Annotated in this window: 14 protein-coding genes; 13 read left to right on the top strand and 1 reads right to left on the bottom strand. The window is 70.3% G+C overall.

Translation table 11 applies throughout. The features are described from left to right. The 12 genes from ACWCPF_RS29945 to ACWCPF_RS30000 all read left to right on the top strand — a co-directional run bounded on the left by ACWCPF_RS29945 (window position 1) and on the right by ACWCPF_RS30000 (window position 12,710). Window positions 1-1,416: a UDP-N-acetylmuramoyl-tripeptide--D-alanyl-D-alanine ligase gene (locus ACWCPF_RS29945; protein WP_451048215.1), complete on the top strand. Its 1,416-nt coding sequence runs from the start codon at window positions 1-3 to the stop codon at window positions 1,414-1,416. Further along, entirely contained in the window at window positions 1,413-2,486 is a 1,074-nt protein-coding gene (gene mraY / locus ACWCPF_RS29950; RefSeq protein ID WP_451048216.1) for a phospho-N-acetylmuramoyl-pentapeptide-transferase, read from the top strand. Before ACWCPF_RS29945 ends, mraY begins: the two co-directional genes overlap by 4 nt. Beyond that, on the top strand, window positions 2,468-3,886 hold the full coding sequence (gene murD / locus ACWCPF_RS29955; RefSeq protein ID WP_451048217.1) for a UDP-N-acetylmuramoyl-L-alanine--D-glutamate ligase: 1,419 nt from the start codon (window positions 2,468-2,470) through the stop codon (window positions 3,884-3,886). Before mraY ends, murD begins: the two co-directional genes overlap by 19 nt. 93 nt (window positions 3,887-3,979) lie before the next feature. Next, entirely contained in the window at window positions 3,980-5,344 is a 1,365-nt protein-coding gene (gene ftsW, locus ACWCPF_RS29960) for a putative lipid II flippase FtsW (RefSeq protein ID WP_451048218.1), read from the top strand. 6 nt (window positions 5,345-5,350) lie between these two features. Next, the gene (murG, locus tag ACWCPF_RS29965) at window positions 5,351-6,448 is read left to right on the top strand and encodes an undecaprenyldiphospho-muramoylpentapeptide beta-N-acetylglucosaminyltransferase (RefSeq protein WP_451048219.1); all 1,098 of its coding nucleotides are present in this window, start codon (window positions 5,351-5,353) and stop codon (window positions 6,446-6,448) included. A gap of 27 nt (window positions 6,449-6,475) precedes the next feature. Next, window positions 6,476-7,279, top strand: a complete 804-nt coding sequence (locus ACWCPF_RS29970; protein WP_451048220.1) for a cell division protein FtsQ/DivIB — start codon at window positions 6,476-6,478, stop codon at window positions 7,277-7,279. Window positions 7,280-7,557: 278 nt separating this feature from the next. Further along, window positions 7,558-8,754 carry a cell division protein FtsZ gene (gene ftsZ, locus ACWCPF_RS29975; RefSeq protein ID WP_451048221.1) on the top strand — a complete coding sequence of 399 codons (1,197 nt, stop codon included), beginning with the start codon at window positions 7,558-7,560 and terminating at the stop codon, window positions 8,752-8,754. Further along, window positions 8,751-9,479, top strand: a complete 729-nt coding sequence (gene pgeF / locus ACWCPF_RS29980) for a peptidoglycan editing factor PgeF (protein WP_451048222.1) — start codon at window positions 8,751-8,753, stop codon at window positions 9,477-9,479. The genes ftsZ and pgeF overlap by 4 nt, the downstream gene beginning before the upstream one ends. A 5-nt stretch (window positions 9,480-9,484) precedes the next feature. Further along, window positions 9,485-10,204: a YggS family pyridoxal phosphate-dependent enzyme gene (locus tag ACWCPF_RS29985; protein ID WP_451048223.1), complete on the top strand. Its 720-nt coding sequence runs from the start codon at window positions 9,485-9,487 to the stop codon at window positions 10,202-10,204. Between the two features lie 127 nt (window positions 10,205-10,331). Continuing rightward, entirely contained in the window at window positions 10,332-10,973 is a 642-nt protein-coding gene (locus ACWCPF_RS29990; RefSeq protein ID WP_351910992.1) for a cell division protein SepF, read from the top strand. Between the two features lie 71 nt (window positions 10,974-11,044). Further along, a complete protein-coding gene (locus ACWCPF_RS29995; protein WP_037668845.1) occupies window positions 11,045-11,329 on the top strand; it encodes a YggT family protein in 285 nt (94 codons plus the stop codon). Between the two features lie 52 nt (window positions 11,330-11,381). After that, complete coding sequence (locus ACWCPF_RS30000) at window positions 11,382-12,710, top strand: DivIVA domain-containing protein (RefSeq protein WP_451048224.1); 1,329 nt, start codon at window positions 11,382-11,384, stop codon at window positions 12,708-12,710. Window positions 12,711-12,907: 197 nt separating this feature from the next. On the opposite strand, the gene ileS is transcribed toward ACWCPF_RS30000, so the two are convergent. Further along, a complete protein-coding gene (gene ileS / locus ACWCPF_RS30005) occupies window positions 12,908-16,051 on the bottom strand; it encodes an isoleucine--tRNA ligase (protein ID WP_451048225.1) in 3,144 nt (1,047 codons plus the stop codon). Between the two features lie 603 nt (window positions 16,052-16,654). Between ileS and ACWCPF_RS30010 the strand changes: the two genes are divergently transcribed. Next, window positions 16,655-17,659, top strand: coding sequence for a TraR/DksA family transcriptional regulator (locus ACWCPF_RS30010; protein ID WP_451048226.1), 1,005 nt, complete (start codon window positions 16,655-16,657; stop codon window positions 17,657-17,659). Window positions 17,660-17,661: the final 2 nt, after the last annotated feature.

Below are 17,661 nucleotides of genomic sequence, written 5' to 3' on the forward strand. Positions count from 1 at the left end.
GTGATCGCCCTCTCCCTCGCCGAGATCGCAGCAGTCGTCGGCGGGCAGACGCACGACATACCGGATCCCTCCGTGGAGGTCACCGGACCGGTCGTCCGGGACTCCCGCGAGGTGGAGCCCGGCAGCCTCTTCGTCGCCTTCGTGGGCGAACGGGTGGACGGCCACGACTACGCGGCCGCGGTCGTCGAGGCGGGTGCGGCGGCCGTGTTGGCCTCGCGCCCGGTCGGCGTCCCCGCGATCGTCGTGGACGACGTCCAGACGGCGCTCGGCGCCCTCGCCCGGCATGTCGTGCACAAGCTCGGCGCGACCCTCGTCGCGCTCACCGGCTCGGCCGGCAAGACCAGCACCAAGGACCTCATCGCCCAGGTGCTCGGACGCAAGGCGCCGACCGTCTTCACGCCGGGCTCGCTCAACAACGAGATCGGGCTGCCGCTGACGGCCCTGTCCGCCACCGCGGAGACGAAGTTCCTCGTGCTGGAGATGGGCGCCCGCGGGATCGGCCACATCCGCTACCTCGCCGATCTGACGCCGCCGAAGATCGGCCTCGTGCTGAACGTCGGCACCGCCCACATCGGCGAGTTCGGCGGCCGCGAACAGATCGCACAGGCAAAGGGCGAGCTCGTCGAGAGCCTGCCCCCGGCCGCCGAGGGCGGCACGGCGATCCTCAACGCCGACGACCCGTTGGTCCGGGCCATGGCCTCCCGTACGACGGCGAAGGTGGTCTTTTTCGGAGAGTCCGGCGAAGCGGACGTTCGCGCCGAGAACGTGCGACTCACGGACAGCGGACAGCCTGCCTTCAGCCTTCACACACCCTCCGGGTGCAGCGATGTGACCATGCGCCTGTACGGTGAGCACCACGTGTCGAACGCGCTCGCCGCGGCCGCCGTCGCTCATGAGCTGGGCATGTCCGCGGAAGAGATCGCCACCGCACTCTCCGAGGCGGGCTCCCTCTCCCGCTGGCGGATGGAGGTCACCGAGCGCCCGGACGGCGTGACGATCGTCAACGACGCCTACAACGCGAACCCCGAGTCCATGCGAGCCGCTTTGCGCGCGCTCGCGGCCATGGGCAACGGGCGGCGGACCTGGGCGGTGCTCGGCAAGATGGCCGAGCTCGGGGACGAGGCGCTCGCCGAGCACGACGCGGTCGGACGGCTCGCCGTCCGGCTCAATGTCGGCAAGCTCGTCGCGGTCGGGGGCAGGGAAGCCGCCTGGCTGCAATTGGGCGCATATAACGAGGGTTCGTGGGGTGAGGAGTCGGTGCACGTGTCCGACGCACAGGCGGCGGTCGACCTGTTGCGCAGCGAGTTGCGCCCGGGGGACGTCGTGCTCGTGAAGGCGTCCCGTTCGGTCGGCCTCGAGAGCGTCGCGCAGGCGCTGCTCGCGACCGACGCCGAGGGTGAGGTCGCCGCCCGATGATGAATCAGATCCTGTTCGCGGGCGTCATCGGCCTCTTCCTGACGCTGATCGGCACACCGCTGCTGATCAAGCTGCTGGCCCGCAAGGGCTACGGCCAGTACATCCGCGACGACGGCCCGCGCGAGCACGCCAGCAAGCGCGGTACGCCGACCATGGGCGGCATCGCCTTCATCTTCGCGACGATCGCGGCGTACTTCCTGTCCAAGGTGATCACCGGCAAGCCCCCGACGTACTCGGGCCTGCTGGTGCTCGGCCTGATGACGGGCATGGGTCTGGTCGGCTTCCTCGACGACTACATCAAGATCGTCAAGCGGCGTTCGCTGGGCCTGCGGGCCAAGGCGAAGATGGCCGGCCAGCTCATCGTCGGCATCACCTTCGCGGTGCTCTCGCTGCAGTTCTCCGACTCGCGCGGCAACACCCCGGCCTCCACGAAGCTGTCGTTCATCACGGACTTCGGCTGGACGATCGGCCCGGTGCTGTTCGTCGTCTGGGCGCTGTTCATGATTCTCGCGATGTCCAACGGCGTGAACCTGACGGACGGTCTGGACGGCCTCGCCACCGGCGCCTCCGTCCTCGTCTTCGGCGCGTACACGTTCATCGGCGTCTGGCAGTTCCAGGAGTCCTGCGCCAACGGCGAGACGCTGACCAACCCCAACGCCTGTTACGAGGTGCGCGATCCGCTGGACCTCGCGGTCATCGCCTCCGCGCTGATGGGGGCCTGCCTCGGGTTCCTGTGGTGGAACACGTCGCCGGCCAAGATCTTCATGGGCGACACCGGTTCGCTGGCGCTCGGCGGTGTCCTCGCGGGCCTCGCGATCTGCTCCCGCACCGAGCTGCTCATCGCGCTCCTGGGCGGACTGTTCGTCCTCATCACCATGTCGGTGGTCATCCAGGTCGGCTCCTTCAAGCTCACCGGCAAGCGGGTCTTCCGGATGGCGCCACTGCAGCATCACTTCGAACTCAAGGGCTGGTCCGAAGTCCTTGTCGTGGTCCGCTTCTGGATCATCCAGGGCATCTGTGTGATCGTCGGACTGGGTCTCTTCTACGCGGGATGGGCAGCAGAAAAGTGACCGACTGGCAGGGGAAGAACGTCACCGTCGCCGGGCTCGGCGTCTCCGGCATCCCGGCGGCCAAGGTGCTGCACGGGCTCGGCGCGAAGGTCACGGTCGTCAACGACGGCGACGACGCACGCGCGCGTGAACAGGCCGCCGAGCTGCAGGCCCTGGGCGTCGCCGTGCGCCTCGGCGACGGGGCGACCCTGCCCGCGGGCACCGAACTCATCGTCACCGCACCCGGCTGGAAGCCCGACAAGCCGCTCTTCGGCGCGGCGCGCGAAGCCGGCGTGCCGGTCTGGGGCGACGTCGAACTCGCCTGGCGGCTGCGGGGACCCGACGCGGCTCCCTGGCTGTGCGTCACCGGCACCAACGGCAAGACGACCACCACCCGGATGCTGGCGTCGATCCTGACGGCGGCCGGCCTGCGCACGGCCGCCGTCGGCAACATCGGCGTCTCGCTCCTGGACGCGGTCCTCGGCGAGGAGCGCTACGACGTCCTCGCCGTGGAGCTCTCCAGCTACCAGCTGCACTGGGCGCCCTCCCTGCGCGCCCACTCGGCCGCCGTCCTCAACCTCGCCCCCGACCACCTCGACTGGCACGGCTCCATGGAGGCCTACGTCAAGGACAAGGGGCGCGTCTACGAGGGCAACCGGGTCGCCTGCGTCTACAACGTCGCCGACAAGGCCACCGAGGACCTGGTGCGCGAGGCGGACGTCGAGGAGGGCTGCCGGGCCGTCGGCTTCACCCTCGGCGCGCCCGCGCCCTCCCAACTCGGCGTCGTCGACGGCATCCTGGTCGACCGCGCCTTCGTCGAGAACCGGCAGAAGAACGCCCAGGAGCTCGCCGCGGTCTCCGACGTCGACCCGCCCGCCCCGCACAACATCGCCAACGCCCTTGCCGCGGCGGCCCTCGCCCGCGCCTTCGGGGTGCCCGCAAAGGCCGTCCGGGACGGTCTGCGGGCCTTCACCCCGGACGCCCACCGCATCGCCCATGTGACGGACGTGGACGGCGTCGCGTACGTCGACGACTCCAAGGCGACCAACACGCATGCGGCACAAGCCTCGTTGGCGGCCTACGAGTCGATCGTCTGGATCGCGGGCGGACTGGCCAAGGGCGCGACCTTCGACGAGCTCGTCGCCCAGTCGGCGAAGCGACTGCGCGGGGTGGTGCTCATCGGCGCCGATCGCGCCCTGATCCGAGAAGCCCTGGCGCGACACGCCCCGGAAGTACCCGTCGTCGACCTCGACCGGACCGACACTGGGGCGATGCTCGCGGCTGTCCAGGAGGCTCGGCGCCTCGCCGTCGAAGGCGACACGGTGCTTCTCGCCCCGGCCTGCGCTTCCATGGACATGTTCGCCGACTACAACCAGCGCGGTGACGCGTTCGCATCTGCGGCTCGCGAACTCGGCGCCTGACCCGGCCGCCGCCTGCCGGGCGACCTTGGGAGGGACGCGTGGGACCGTCAGGGCCGACCTGCAGCGGACGAGCCGTGTGCGGCGGAGCACCCGATGCCCGGTAGCCGCACCGGGCGTCCGCCCGTCCAGCGGACCGTCCGGGGCGCCTCCGCCACCGCCCGGCCGCGCCGCGACAACCCGCTGCGACGTCTGTACACGCGGGCCCGCAAGGCCTGGGACCGGCCGCTGACCGCCTACTACCTGATCTTCGGCGGCAGCCTGCTGATCACCGTGCTGGGCCTGGTGATGGTCTACTCGGCCTCCCAGATCACCGCGCTGCAGATGTCGCTGCCGGGTTCCTTCTTCTTCCGCAAACAGTTCCTGGCCGCCTCCATCGGCGGCGTGCTGCTGCTGGTCGCGTCCCGGATGCCGGTGAAGCTGCACCGCGCGCTGGCCTACCCGATCCTGGCCGGCGCCGTCTTCATGATGGCGCTGGTGCAGGTGCCCGGGATAGGGATGTCGGTCAACGGCAACCAGAACTGGATCTCGCTCGGCGGCTCCTTCCAGATCCAGCCCAGCGAGTTCGGCAAGCTCGCGCTGGTGCTGTGGGGCGCCGACCTGCTCGCCCGCAAGCAGGACAGGAAGCTGCTGGCCCAGTGGAAGCACATGCTGGTGCCGCTGGTGCCGGTCGCCTTCCTGCTGCTCGGGCTGATCATGCTCGGCGGTGACATGGGCACGGCGATCATCCTGACGGCGATCCTGTTCGGCCTGCTGTGGCTGGCGGGGGCGCCCACCCGGCTGTTCGCCGGGGTGCTCGCGGTCGCCGCCACGATCGGCGTGATCCTCATCAAGACCAGCCCGAACCGCATGGCCCGGCTGCAGTGCATCGGCGCGACCGACCCCGGTCCGGGCGACGCCTGCTGGCAGGCCGTGCACGGGATCTACGCCCTGGCCTCCGGCGGGATCTTCGGCTCGGGACTGGGGGCGAGCGTGGAGAAATGGGGGCAACTCCCCGAAGCGCACACCGACTTCATCTTCGCCGTGACCGGTGAGGAACTGGGCCTCGCGGGGACGCTGTCGGTACTCGCCCTCTTCGCGGCTCTAGGCTATGCGGGTATCCGCGTGGCCGGACGCACGGAGGACCCCTTCGTGAGGTTTGCCGCGGGAGGCGTGACCACGTGGATCACCGCTCAGGCGGTGATCAACATCGGTGCGGTGCTCGGCCTGCTGCCGATCGCCGGAGTCCCCCTCCCGCTGTTCTCCTACGGGGGCTCCGCCCTGCTGCCGACCATGTTCGCCATCGGGCTGCTGATCGCCTTCGCACGCGACGAGCCCGCTGCGCGGGCGGCGCTTGCCATGCGCCACCCCCGTTTTGGTAGAAAGCGGAGGACCGGGAGCTCTGCGTTCGATCGGAGCCCCCGGAGATGGAACACGATGCGACGGCGTGCCTCGGCGGCGCGCTCGTCCGGAGAGCGGTGAATTTCGGTGCATGTCGTACTCGCTGGTGGGGGGACCGCCGGCCACATCGAGCCCGCGCTCGCCCTCGCGGACGCCCTGCGCAGGCAGGACCCCACTGTGGGGATCACGGCCCTGGGCACGGAGCGCGGCCTGGAGACCACGCTCGTTCCGCAGCGGGGCTACGAGCTCGCGCTGATCCCCGCCGTGCCGCTGCCGCGCAAGCCCACCCCTGAGCTGATCACCGTCCCGGGCCGGCTGCGCGGCACGATCAAGGCCGCCGAGCAGATCCTGGAGCGCACCAAGGCGGACGCCGTCGTCGGCTTCGGCGGTTACGTGGCCCTGCCCGGCTACCTCGCCGCCAAGCGCCTCGGCGTGCCGATCGTGGTCCACGAGGCCAACGCCCGCCCCGGGCTGGCCAACAAGATCGGCTCGCGCTACGCGGCCCGGGTCGCCGTCTCCACGCCCGACAGCAAGCTGCGCGACGCCCGCTACATCGGCATCCCGCTGCGCCGCTCCATCGCCACCCTGGACCGCGCGGCGGCCCGCCCGGAGGCCCGTGCGCTGTTCGGGCTCGACCCGAACCTGCCCACGCTGCTGGTCTCCGGCGGCTCGCAGGGCGCCCGCCGGCTCAACGAGGTCGTCCAGCAGGTCGCGCCCTGGCTGCAGCAGGCCGGCATCCAGATCCTGCACGCGGTCGGCCCGAAGAACGAACTGCCGCAGGTGCAGCAGATGCCGGGGATGCCCCCCTACATCCCGGTACCGTACGTGGACCGGATGGACCTCGCGTACGCCGCCGCCGACATGATGCTCTGCCGCGCGGGCGCGATGACCGTCGCCGAACTCTCCGCCGTCGGGCTCCCGGCCGCCTATGTCCCGCTGCCCATCGGCAACGGCGAACAGCGGCTGAACGCCCAGCCGGTGGTCAAGGCGGGCGGCGGACTGCTGGTCGACGACGCGGAACTGACCCCCGAGTGGGTCCGGGAGACCGTCCTGCCCGTGCTCGCCAACCCGCACCGGCTGTACGAGATGTCCCGCGCCGCCAGCGAGTTCGGCCGCCGTGACGCCGACGACCTGCTCGTCGGCATGGTGTACGAGGCGATCGCCGCCTCCCGTGCACGCCGATAGGCACGTTTGACGAAAGGACAGGGGAGCGTGGCCGGATCCGCCACCGCCGAGCGCGGTGCACGTCAGCAGGAGTCCTCCGGCCCGCCCCTCGTCCGGCGGTTGGGCAGCCTGGGGCCGCGCAGGCTTCGTGTGATCATCGTTCTTGCGCTGATCGTCGTGCTCCTCGGGGCGGGCGTCGTCTGGGTGTTGTACGGCTCGCAGTGGCTGCGGGTTCAGCGCGTCGCCGTCTCCGGCACCAGCGTGCTGACCCCGCAGCAGGTGCGCGAAGCCGCCGCCGTCCCGGTCGGATCGCCGATGATTTCCATCGACACGGATGCGATCGAAGCGCGATTGCGTACGGAATTGCCCCGAATCGACTCCGTCGACGTGGTCCGTTCCTGGCCTCATGGAATCGGCCTGAAAGTGACCGAGCGCAGTCCGGTTCTGCTTGTCCAAAAGGGGTCGAAGTTCATCGAAGTGGACGATGGCGGCGTCCGTTTCGCCACGGTTTCCGTGGCTCCGAAAGGCGTCCCTCTTCTGGAAATGGCCGTTTCGTCCTCACGTTCCGCAGCCGCGAGCCTGCGCCGCTTCGGCGAGGCCCGGCTGGTGCGGGAGGCGGTCGCCGCGACCGGCTCCCTCCCGCCCGCCGTCGCCCGCGACACCCGCCTCGTCAAGGTCCTTTCCTACGACGACATCTCGCTGGAGCTGAGCGGCGGCCGCACGGTCGCCTGGGGGAGCGCCGAGCGGGGCGCCGTGAAGGGGCGTGCACTCACCGCTCTCATGAAAGCCGCCCCGGGCGCGCGGCACTTCGATGTCAGCGCTCCCACCGCCCCTGCGTCATCCGGGAGTTGACGCACATCAGCGCAGGCCAGCACCCTGGTTGGGCACTGACACGGCTGATCACATAGGGTGAAAAGAAAAACGGGAGGTTCGGCGTGTTCGTTGAACGGGCGCCACTTGTCGACTTAGTGTCCTGTTCAGAAGACTTCAAGGAACAGACACACTGGTAACCCTAAACTTCAGCGTTAGGGTTCGGGTCGGCGAAACGGACCGTCCCATTCGGCATCAGTCGTCGGATCGCATCACCATGTGAGGCGACGACACGTAACTCGAGGCGAGAGGCCTTCGACGTGGCAGCACCGCAGAACTACCTCGCAGTCATCAAAGTCATCGGTGTCGGCGGCGGTGGTGTCAATGCCATCAACCGGATGATCGAGGTCGGTCTCAAGGGCGTCGAGTTCATCGCCATCAACACCGACGCGCAGGCGCTGTTGATGAGCGACGCCGACGTCAAGCTCGACGTCGGCCGCGAACTGACCCGCGGACTCGGCGCCGGCGCCAACCCGGCCGTCGGCCGCAAGGCCGCCGAGGACCACCGCGAGGAGATCGAGGAGGTCCTCAAGGGGGCCGACATGGTCTTCGTGACGGCCGGCGAGGGAGGCGGCACCGGCACCGGCGGCGCGCCCGTCGTGGCCAACATCGCCCGCAACCTCGGCGCCCTCACCATCGGCGTGGTCACCCGCCCGTTCACCTTCGAGGGACGGCGCCGGGCCAACCAGGCCGAGGACGGCATCGCCGAACTCCGCGAAGAGGTCGACACCCTCATCGTCATCCCCAACGACCGGCTGCTGTCCATCTCGGACCGCCAGGTCTCGGTCCTCGACGCCTTCAAGTCGGCCGACCAGGTCCTGCTCTCCGGCGTCCAGGGCATCACCGACCTGATCACCACCCCCGGTCTGATCAACCTCGACTTCGCCGACGTCAAGTCGGTCATGTCCGAGGCCGGCTCGGCCCTCATGGGCATCGGCTCGGCCCGCGGCGACGACCGCGCGGTGGCCGCCGCCGAGATGGCGATCTCCTCGCCGCTGCTGGAGGCCTCCATCGACGGCGCCCGGGGCGTCCTGCTCTCCATCTCCGGCGGCTCCGACCTCGGCCTGTTCGAGATCAACGAGGCCGCCCAGCTGGTCAGCGAGGCGGCCCACCCCGAGGCCAACATCATCTTCGGCGCGGTCATCGACGACGCGCTCGGCGACGAGGTCCGGGTCACCGTCATCGCGGCCGGCTTCGACGGGGGGCAGCCCCCGGCCCGCCGGGAGACCGTCATCGGTTCGTCCTCGGCCTCGGCCCGCCGCGACGAGCCCACCCCGGTACGGCAGTCCGACAGCCGTCCGTCCTTCGGCTCCCTCGGCAGCGTCACGCCGAGGGAGGAGCCGGAGCCGGCCCCCGAGCCGGTGGCCGACCTTCCGGTCTCCCCGCCGGTGCCGCCGTCGCGGACGTACTCGGACAGCGCGGCCGAGGAGCTGGACGTGCCGGACTTCCTGAAGTGATAGGACAGCGCGAGAGCGTGAGCGGCGCGCACTTCGCCTTCACCGACCGGTGGGGCGGGGTGAGCGCCGCTCCGTATGAGGAGCTCAACCTCGGCGGGGCGGTCGGCGACGACCCCGACGCCGTCCGCGTCAACCGTGAGCTGGCCGCCACATCGCTGGGGCTGGATCCGGGCCGGGTCGTCTGGATGAACCAGGTGCACGGCAACGACGTGGCCGAGGTCGAAGGACCCTGGACCACCCGGTCCACCCCGCCGGTCGACGGCCTGGTGACCGCGACCCGCGGCCTCGCCCTCGCCGTGCTCACGGCGGACTGCGTGCCGGTGCTGCTCGCCGACCCCGTCGCCGGCGTCGTCGCCGCCGCGCACGCGGGACGGCCCGGCATGGTCAAGGGGATCGTGCCCGCCGCCGTCGACGCGATGGAGGCGCTCGGCGCCGACCCCGCCCGGATCGTCGCCCGCACCGGACCCGCCGTGTGCGGCCGGTGCTACGAGGTGCCCAAGGAGATGCGCGCCGAGGTGGCCGCCGTCGAGCCCGCGGCGCACGCCGAGACCAGCTGGGGCACTCCCGCGGTCGACGTGACCGCCGGGGTGCACGCGCAGCTCGACCGGCTCGGGGTGCACGACCGGGAGCACTCGCCGGTGTGCACCCGGGAGTCGAAGGATCACTTCTCGTATCGCCGCGACCGCTCCACCGGGCGACTCGCGGGATATGTCTGGCTGGGCTGATGGGCATGACGGACCGCAGGGACGAACTCGCCGCGAACCTGGCGAAGGTGGAGGAGCGCATCGCCGCCGCGTGCGCGGCCGCCGGCCGCAAGCGGGAGGAGGTGACCCTGATCGTGGTCACCAAGACCTACCCGGCGAGCGATGTGCGGATCCTCGCGGAGCTCGGCGTGCGCGATGTCGCCGAGAACAAGGACCAGGACGCGGCGCCCAAGGCGGCCGACTGTTCCGACCTGCCGCTTCGCTGGCACTTCGTCGGCCAGCTGCAGACCAACAAGGTCCGCTCCGTGGTCGGTTACGCGGACGTCGTGCAGTCCGTCGACCGCGCGCGGCTGGTGACGGCCCTGTCGAAGGAGGCCGTGCGGGCCGGCCGGGAGCTGGGCTGCCTGATCCAGGTGGCCCTGGACGCCGGGCTGAGCGAGCGGGGGGAGCGCGGCGGAGTGGCCCCGGGCGGCATCGGGGAGTTGGCCGAGCTGGTCGCCGGCTCCCCGGGGCTGCGGCTTGACGGACTGATGACCGTCGCACCTCTGACCGGGGAGTACGCCGGGCGTCAACGGGCAGCCTTCGGGCGGTTGATGGATTTGTCGACCGACCTGCGCAGAGACCGTCCGGCTGCGAACATGGTGTCGGCAGGGATGAGTGCGGACCTCGAGGAGGCCGTGGCGGCCGGAGCGACACATGTACGCGTCGGCACCGCGGTACTCGGCGTCCGCCCCAGGCTCGGGTAACGTCGCCAGGAAGTCGGACCACAGCAGAAAATATGGTCATTACCGTCGAGAGACGGCACAAGGGCCACGTGGATCGCGGGACTTGGCAGTCGAAAGTCGATCCACCACAGAGCGGAGGACTCAGAGCATGGCCGGCGCGATGCGCAAGATGGCGGTCTACCTCGGCCTCGTGGAGGACGATGGGTACGACGGCCGGGGCTTCGACCCCGACGACGACTTCGAACCCGAGCTCGACCCTGAGCCCGAGCGGGACCACCGGCGTCACGAGCCGGTGCACCAGTCCCACGGTGCACATCAGTCCCAAAGGGACGAAGAGGTGCGAATCGTGCAGCCGCCCGCTCCGCGTGAGCCGGTGGCCCGATCCGCTTCGCTAGCCGCGGAATCCGGGCGTCCGGCGCGCATCGCGCCCGTGGCATCCATCACACAAGAACGTCAGTCCCTGGAGAAGAACGCACCGGTGATCATGCCCAAGGTCGTGTCGGAACGAGAGCCGTACCGGATCACCACACTCCACCCCCGGACCTACAACGAGGCCCGTACCATCGGGGAACACTTCCGTGAGGGCACCCCGGTGATCATGAATCTGACCGAGATGGATGACACGGACGCGAAGCGACTTGTCGACTTTGCGGCCGGTTTGGTGTTTGGTCTTCACGGCAGCATCGAGCGGGTGACGCAGAAGGTGTTCCTGTTGTCGCCTGCTAACGTCGATGTCACGGCGGAGGACAAGGCCCGCATCGCAGAGGGCGGGTTCTTCAACCAGAGCTGAGACGCAAGACCGGAAAGCAGTACAGAGCAGTACAGAGCAGCACGGAACATGGGGAGAGGGAAACACCGAACATGAGCGTGGTCCTTGATGTCATCTACATCGCGCTGATGGTCTTCCTCATCGTGCTCATCTTCCGGTTGGTCATGGACTACGTCTTCCAGTTCGCCCGCTCATGGCAGCCAGGCAAGGCGATGGTGGTCGTTCTGGAGGCCACCTACACTGTCACCGATCCACCGCTCAAGCTTCTGCGGCGGGTAATCCCGCCGTTGCGTCTCGGGGGCGTGGCGCTCGACCTGTCCTTCTTCGTACTGATGATCATCGTCTACATCCTGATCTCGATCGTGAGCCGGCTGTGAGCGATGTGAACTACCGTCTTGCCGATGCCGACGACTACGTTGAGGTGAAGAGATGCCGTTGACCCCCGAGGACGTGCGGAACAAGCAGTTCACGACCGTCCGCCTCCGAGAAGGCTATGACGAGGACGAGGTCGATGCCTTCCTCGACGAGGTCGAAGCCGAGCTGACCCGCCTGCTCCGCGAGAACGAGGACCTGCGCGCCAAACTGGCCGCGGCCACGCGTGCTGCTGCCCAGAACCAGCAGAACATGCGCAAGCCGCCGGAGCAGGACCAGCAGCAGGGCGGCGGCATGCAGCAGGGTGGCATGCCGCAGCAGGGCGGCGGCATGCAGCAAGGCGGCATGCAGCAGGGCGGGATGCAGCAGGGCGGAATGCCCCAGCAGGGCATGCCGCAGCAGGGGATGCCTCCCCAGGGCATGCCTCCGCAGGGCATGCGCGGTCCCGGCGCTCCGGTGCCCGCCGGCATATCGGGCCCGCCGCAGCAGCAGATGGGTGGCCCCATGGGTGGCCCGCCCCAGCTGCCGAGCGGTGCGCCGCAGCTGCCTGCCGGTCCCAGCGGTGGTCAGGGCGGTCCGCAGGGTCCCGGCCAGATGGGCCAGGGTCCGATGGGCCAGGGTCCTATGGGTCAGGGTCCGATGGGCCAAGGCCCCATGGGTCAGGGTCCGATGGGGCAGGGCCCCATGGGTCAGGGTCCGATGGGCGGCCAGCCGATGCAGCAGCAGATGGGTGGCCCGATGGGCGGCCCCATGGGCGGTCCGATGGGCGGCCCCGGTCAGGGCCCCGGTGGCGACAGCGCCGCCCGTGTCCTCTCGCTGGCCCAGCAGACCGCCGACCAGGCGATCGCCGAGGCCCGCTCCGAAGCCAACAAGATCGTCGGCGAGGCTCGTTCGCGTGCCGAGGGTCTCGAGCGTGACGCCCGTGCCAAGGCCGACGCCCTGGAGCGGGACGCGCAGGAAAAGCACCGCGTGGCCATGGGCTCCCTGGAGTCCGCCCGCGCGACGCTGGAGCGCAAGGTCGAGGACCTGCGTGGCTTCGAGCGCGAGTACCGGACGCGTCTGAAGTCCTACCTCGAGTCCCAGCTGCGTCAGTTGGAGACCCAGGCCGACGACTCGCTCGCTCCGCCGCGCACTCCGGCCGCGGCCTCGCTGCCGCCGTCCCCGGCGCCTTCCATGGCTCCGGCCGGCGCGAGCGCCCCGTCCTACGGCGGCAACCCGGGCATGGGCGCCCCGAGCCCGGCCGCTCCGTCCTACGGCGGTCAGCAGCAGCAGATGTCCCCGGCGATGACCCAGCCGATGGCTCCGGTGCGGCCGCAGGGCCCGTCGCCGATGGGCCAGGCCCCCTCGCCGATGCGCGGCTTCCTCATCGACGAGGATGACAACTGACGGCCACTAGTACGCCTTAGGCGTCGGCAGCGTTCAAAGGGCGGGACCCCGGATTTTCGATCCGGGGTCCCGCCCTTTTTACGCGTGTTGACGATGTTGACAGGGTCGGCGGCGGTGTCCAGTGGGGCAGGGGAGCCCGCGGCACAGCGCGGAGGGCCCGGCTCCCCTCGGGGGAACCGGGCCCTCCTGGCGCCTGCTTACGCCTTGCGCAGGCGGAACGTCAGCGTCAGGCCCTCGTCCGTGAACGGGGCGCCGTAGCTGTCGTCCGCCTCGCCCTGGGCGAAGTCCGTGGCGAGGACCTCGTCGGCGATGAGGCCGGCGTGGCCGGACAGGGCGTCGACGGCTCCCGGGTCGGTCGCGGTCCAGCGCAGCGCGATGCGGTCGGCGACGTCCAGGCCGCTGTTCTTGCGGGCCTCCTGGATCAGCCGGATCGCGTCCCGGGCCAGGCCCGCGCGGCGCAGCTCCTCGGTGATCTCCAGGTCCAGCGCGACCGTGGCGCCGGAGTCGGAGGCGACCGACCAGCCTTCGCGCGGGGTCTCCGTGATGATCACCTCGTCGGGGGCGAGGGCGATCGTCTCGCCGTCGATCTCCACCGACGCCGTGCCCTCGCGCAGGGCGAGGGACAGCGCGGCCGCGTCGGCGTTCGCGACGGCCTTGGCGACGTCCTGGACGCGCTTGCCGAACCGCTTGCCCAGGGCGCGGAAGTTGGCCTTGGCGGTCGTGTCGACCAGGCTGCCGCCCACCTCGGAGAGGGACGCCAGGGACTCGACGTTGAGCTCCTCGGTGATCTGCGCGTGCAGCTCGCGGTCGAGGCCGTCGAAGCCCGTGGCGGCGATCAGGGCGCGGCGCAGCGGCTGGCGGGTCTTGACGCCCGACTCCGCGCGCGTGGCGCGGCCCAGCTCCACCAGACGGCGGACCAGGACCATCTGCCGCGACAGCTCCGGGTCGATCGCGGACAGGTCCGCCTCCGGCCACGCCGCCAGGTGGACGGAGTCCGGGGCGCCCGGGGTGACCGGCACGACGAGGTCCTGCCAGACCCGCTCGGTGATGAACGGGGTCAGCGGGGCCATCAGCTTGGTGACCGTCTCGACGACCTCGTGCAGGGTGCGCAGCGCGGCCTTGTCGCCCTGCCAGAAGCGGCGCCGGGAGCGGCGGACGTACCAGTTGGACAGGTCGTCCACGAACGCCGAGAGCAGCTTGCCGGCGCGCTGGGTGTCGTACGCCTCCAGGGCCTGCGTCACCTGGTCGGTGAGCGCGTGGAGCTCGGAGAGCAGCCAGCGGTCCAGGACCGGGCGGTCGGCCGGGGCCGGGTCGGCCTCGCTCGGCGCCCAGTCGGAGGTGCGCGCGTACAGGGCCTGGAAGGCGACGGTGTTCCAGTACGTGAGGAGCGTCTTGCGGACGACCTCCTGGATGGTGCCGTGGCCCACCCGGCGGGCCGCCCAGGGGGAGCCGCCGGCCGCCATGAACCAGCGGACGGCGTCGGCGCCGTGCCGGTCCATCAGCGGGATCGGATCCAGGGTGTTGCCCAGGTGCTTGGACATCTTGCGGCCGTCCTCGGCGAGGATGTGACCGAGACAGACGACGTTCTCGTAGGACGACTTGTCGAAGACCAGCGTGCCGACGGCCATCAGCGTGTAGAACCAGCCGCGGGTCTGGTCGATGGCCTCGGAGATGAACTGCGCCGGGTAGCGGGACTCGAACAGGTCCTTGTTCTTGTACGGGTAGCCCCACTGCGCGAACGGCATCGAACCCGAGTCGTACCAGGCGTCGATGACCTCCGGCACGCGCGTGGCCGTCTTTCCGCAGCCTTCCTGCGGGCAGTCGAAGACGACGGCGTCGACGTAGGGCCGGTGCGGGTCCAGCTCGGACTGGTCCTCGCCGGTCAGCGCGGTGAGCTCCGCGCGCGAGCCGACGACCGTGAGGTGGTCGTCCTCGCAGCGCCAGATCGGCAGCGGGGTGCCCCAGTAGCGGCTGCGGGAGAGCGCCCAGTCGATGTTGTTGTTCAGCCAGTCGCCGAAGCGGCCGTGCTTGACCGTGTCCGGGAACCAGTTGGTCTTCTCGTTCTCCTGGAGGAGGCGGTCCTTGACGGCCGTCGTGCGGATGTACCAGGACGGCTGCGCGTAGTAGAGCAGCGCGGTGTGGCAGCGCCAGCAGTGCGGGTAGCTGTGCTCGTACGGGATGTGCTTGAACAGGAGCCCGCGCTGCTGGAGGTCCTCGGTGAGCTTTTCGTCCGCCTTCTTGAAGAAGACGCCGCCGACCATGGGGACGGATTCCTCGAAGGTGCCGTCGGGGCGGACCGGGTTGACGACCGGCAGACCGTAGGCGCGGCAGACCCTGAGGTCGTCCTCGCCGAAGGCCGGGGACTGGTGGACCAGACCGGTGCCGTCCTCGGTCGTGACGTACTCGGCGTTCACCACGTAGTGGGTTTTCACCTCCGCCGGGAACTCGACCAGCTCGAACGGACGTTGATACGACCAACGCTCCATTTCGGCGCCGGTGAAGCTCTGACCGGTGGTCTCCCAGCCCTCGCCGAGCGCCTTGGCGACCAGCGGCTCGGCCACGACGAGCTTCTCCTCGCCGTCGGTCGCGACGACGTAGGTGACCTCGGGGTGCGCGGCCACGGCCGTGTTGGAGACCAGCGTCCAGGGGGTCGTCGTCCAGACGACCAGGGCGGCTTCGCCGGCGAGCGGACCGGAGGTGAGCGGGAAACGGACGTACACGGAAGGGTCGACGACCGTCTCGTAGCCCTGCGCCAGCTCGTGGTCGGAGAGGCCGGTGCCGCAGCGGGGGCACCAGGGGGCGACGCGGTGGTCCTGGACCAGCAGGCCCTTGTCGAAGATCTCCTTGAGCGACCACCAGACGGACTCGACGTACTCCGGGTCCATGGTCCGGTACGCGTCGTCGAGGTCGACCCAGTAGCCCATGCGGGTCGTCAGGTCGGTGAAGGCGTCGGTGTGCCGGGTCACGGACTCGCGGCACTTGGCGTTGAACTCGGCGATGCCGTACGCCTCGATGTCCTGCTTGCCGGAGAAGCCGAGCTCCTTCTCCACCGCGAGCTCCACCGGCAGGCCGTGGCAGTCCCAGCCGGCCTTGCGGGCCACGTGGTAGCCGCGCATGGTGCGGAAGCGGGGGAAGACGTCCTTGAAGACGCGTGCCTCGATGTGGTGGGCGCCCGGCATGCCGTTGGCGGTGGGCGGACCCTCGTAGAACACCCATTCGGGGCGGCCCTCGGACTGCTCCAGGCTCTTGGCAAAGATCTTCTGCTCGCGCCAGAAGTCGAGCACGGCGTGCTCGAGGGCGGGCAGGTCGACCTGGGCGGGCACCTGGCGGTACTGCGTCATCGATCTTCCTCCGGCGGACGTACTGCCTTCCGTCGGAGGGACGAGAGCCGTGTTGCCTGTCTACGCCTTCTGCGGCGCGCTCCCGCGGTACCACCCTCCTTGGCCCTCCGGTGCGCCCTGCGCGCCGGTGAGCCCCCTCATTGGGGTCGCGATGCCGGTTCTACCAACCCTCGGCGGGTCTTCTTCCGGCGGCTCCGGGGTGATCTTCGCGTCGTGCCGGCCCCCGGGCTTCCACCGTCCCCGGGTCGCTCTGGGCTGCGTGCGCCGCTACTCGTCCCCATCCATGCTTTTCGCTGCGCCCAGTGTAAGGCTCCGGGGCGACGGCGGCCGACCGGTTTTCGGGGCCTCCGGGCGGGGCGGGCGGCAGGGGTCGAGATGACCCGAATGGTGGTTGGATGCGGAGGTACGCGCGTTCGCATTCCGGGACGTCCGGCCCGGCGGATTACCCGGCGGGGAGCTGGGCACAACGGATGCAGGCTTGCCGCGTCGCGTGCGCGAGGCGGGCGAATCGGGCGGTGTGCCCCGTTGCCGCGGGCCCCAAGTCGATTTATCGTCCCAGCACGATTCGCGTGCAAGATCACAATATGTGAAGGGGCCGCGGCCATGGTGGCGAAGAAGACCGCCGTACAGCAGTCGGCGTCCGGCAGGTCCACGAGTGCCTCCGGCGGCGCGGCCAGGGAAACGACGGCCGGGAACCCGGGAAAGCGGGCCAAGGCCGAGAAGGCGGCCACGGGCAAGAAGACCGCCGTGAAGAAGGCCGCGGCGAAGAAGGCGGCTGCGACGAAGACTGCGGCGAAAAGGGCAGGCGAGGAGCAGGCGAGCGAGGAGACGGCGGTCGCCAGGAAGACCGTCGTCAAGGAGACCGTCGACAAGGAGCCGGTCGCGCAGAAGGCGGGCGGCGCCGAGAAGGCAGGCGCCAAGGAGGCCGTCGCGAAGAAGACGGCCGTCAAGGATGCGGCTGCGAAGAAGGCGGCCGGGAAGAAGGCGGCGGCCGCGAAGGCCACCGGCCGGAAGGCGGCGGCCGCGAAGGTCGCCGGTGGCAAGGGCGTGGCCGCTACGGGTGCGGGCAGGAAGAACACGGCCAAGAAGGTGGGCGCGGCCTCGGCCGCGGAGCAGACGGGAGCCCGATCAGTGGTTGCGAAGAAGACTCCGGGTACGGCCACGGCGGCGAAGTCCGCCGTCCCCAAGGCACGCCTCGCCGCGGCGGAGCCGGGCGAGCTCGCGGTGCGCCCCGGCGAGGAGCCGTGGACGCCGGAGGAGGTCGAGGAGGCCCGCGCCCAGCTGAGTTCCGAGATGGAGCGGCTGCGGGCGGAGCTGGCCTCGTCCGAGACGGCTCTGGTCGGCCTGATGCGGGACTCGGGGGACGGCGCAGGCGACGACCAGGCCGACACCGGCACCAAGAACATCACGCGCGAGCACGAGCTGGCGCTGGCCGCCAACGCGCGCGAGATGCTGATCCAGACCGAGCACGCCCTGGAGCGGCTGGACGCGGGCACCTACGGGCTGTGCGAGAACTGCGGCAACGCCATCGGCAAGGCCCGGATGCAGGCCTTCCCGCGGGCCACGCTGTGCGTCGAGTGCAAGCAGAAGCAGGAGCGCCGGTACTGATC

The sequence above is a fragment of the Streptomyces sp. NPDC001858 genome (assembly GCF_053594615.1).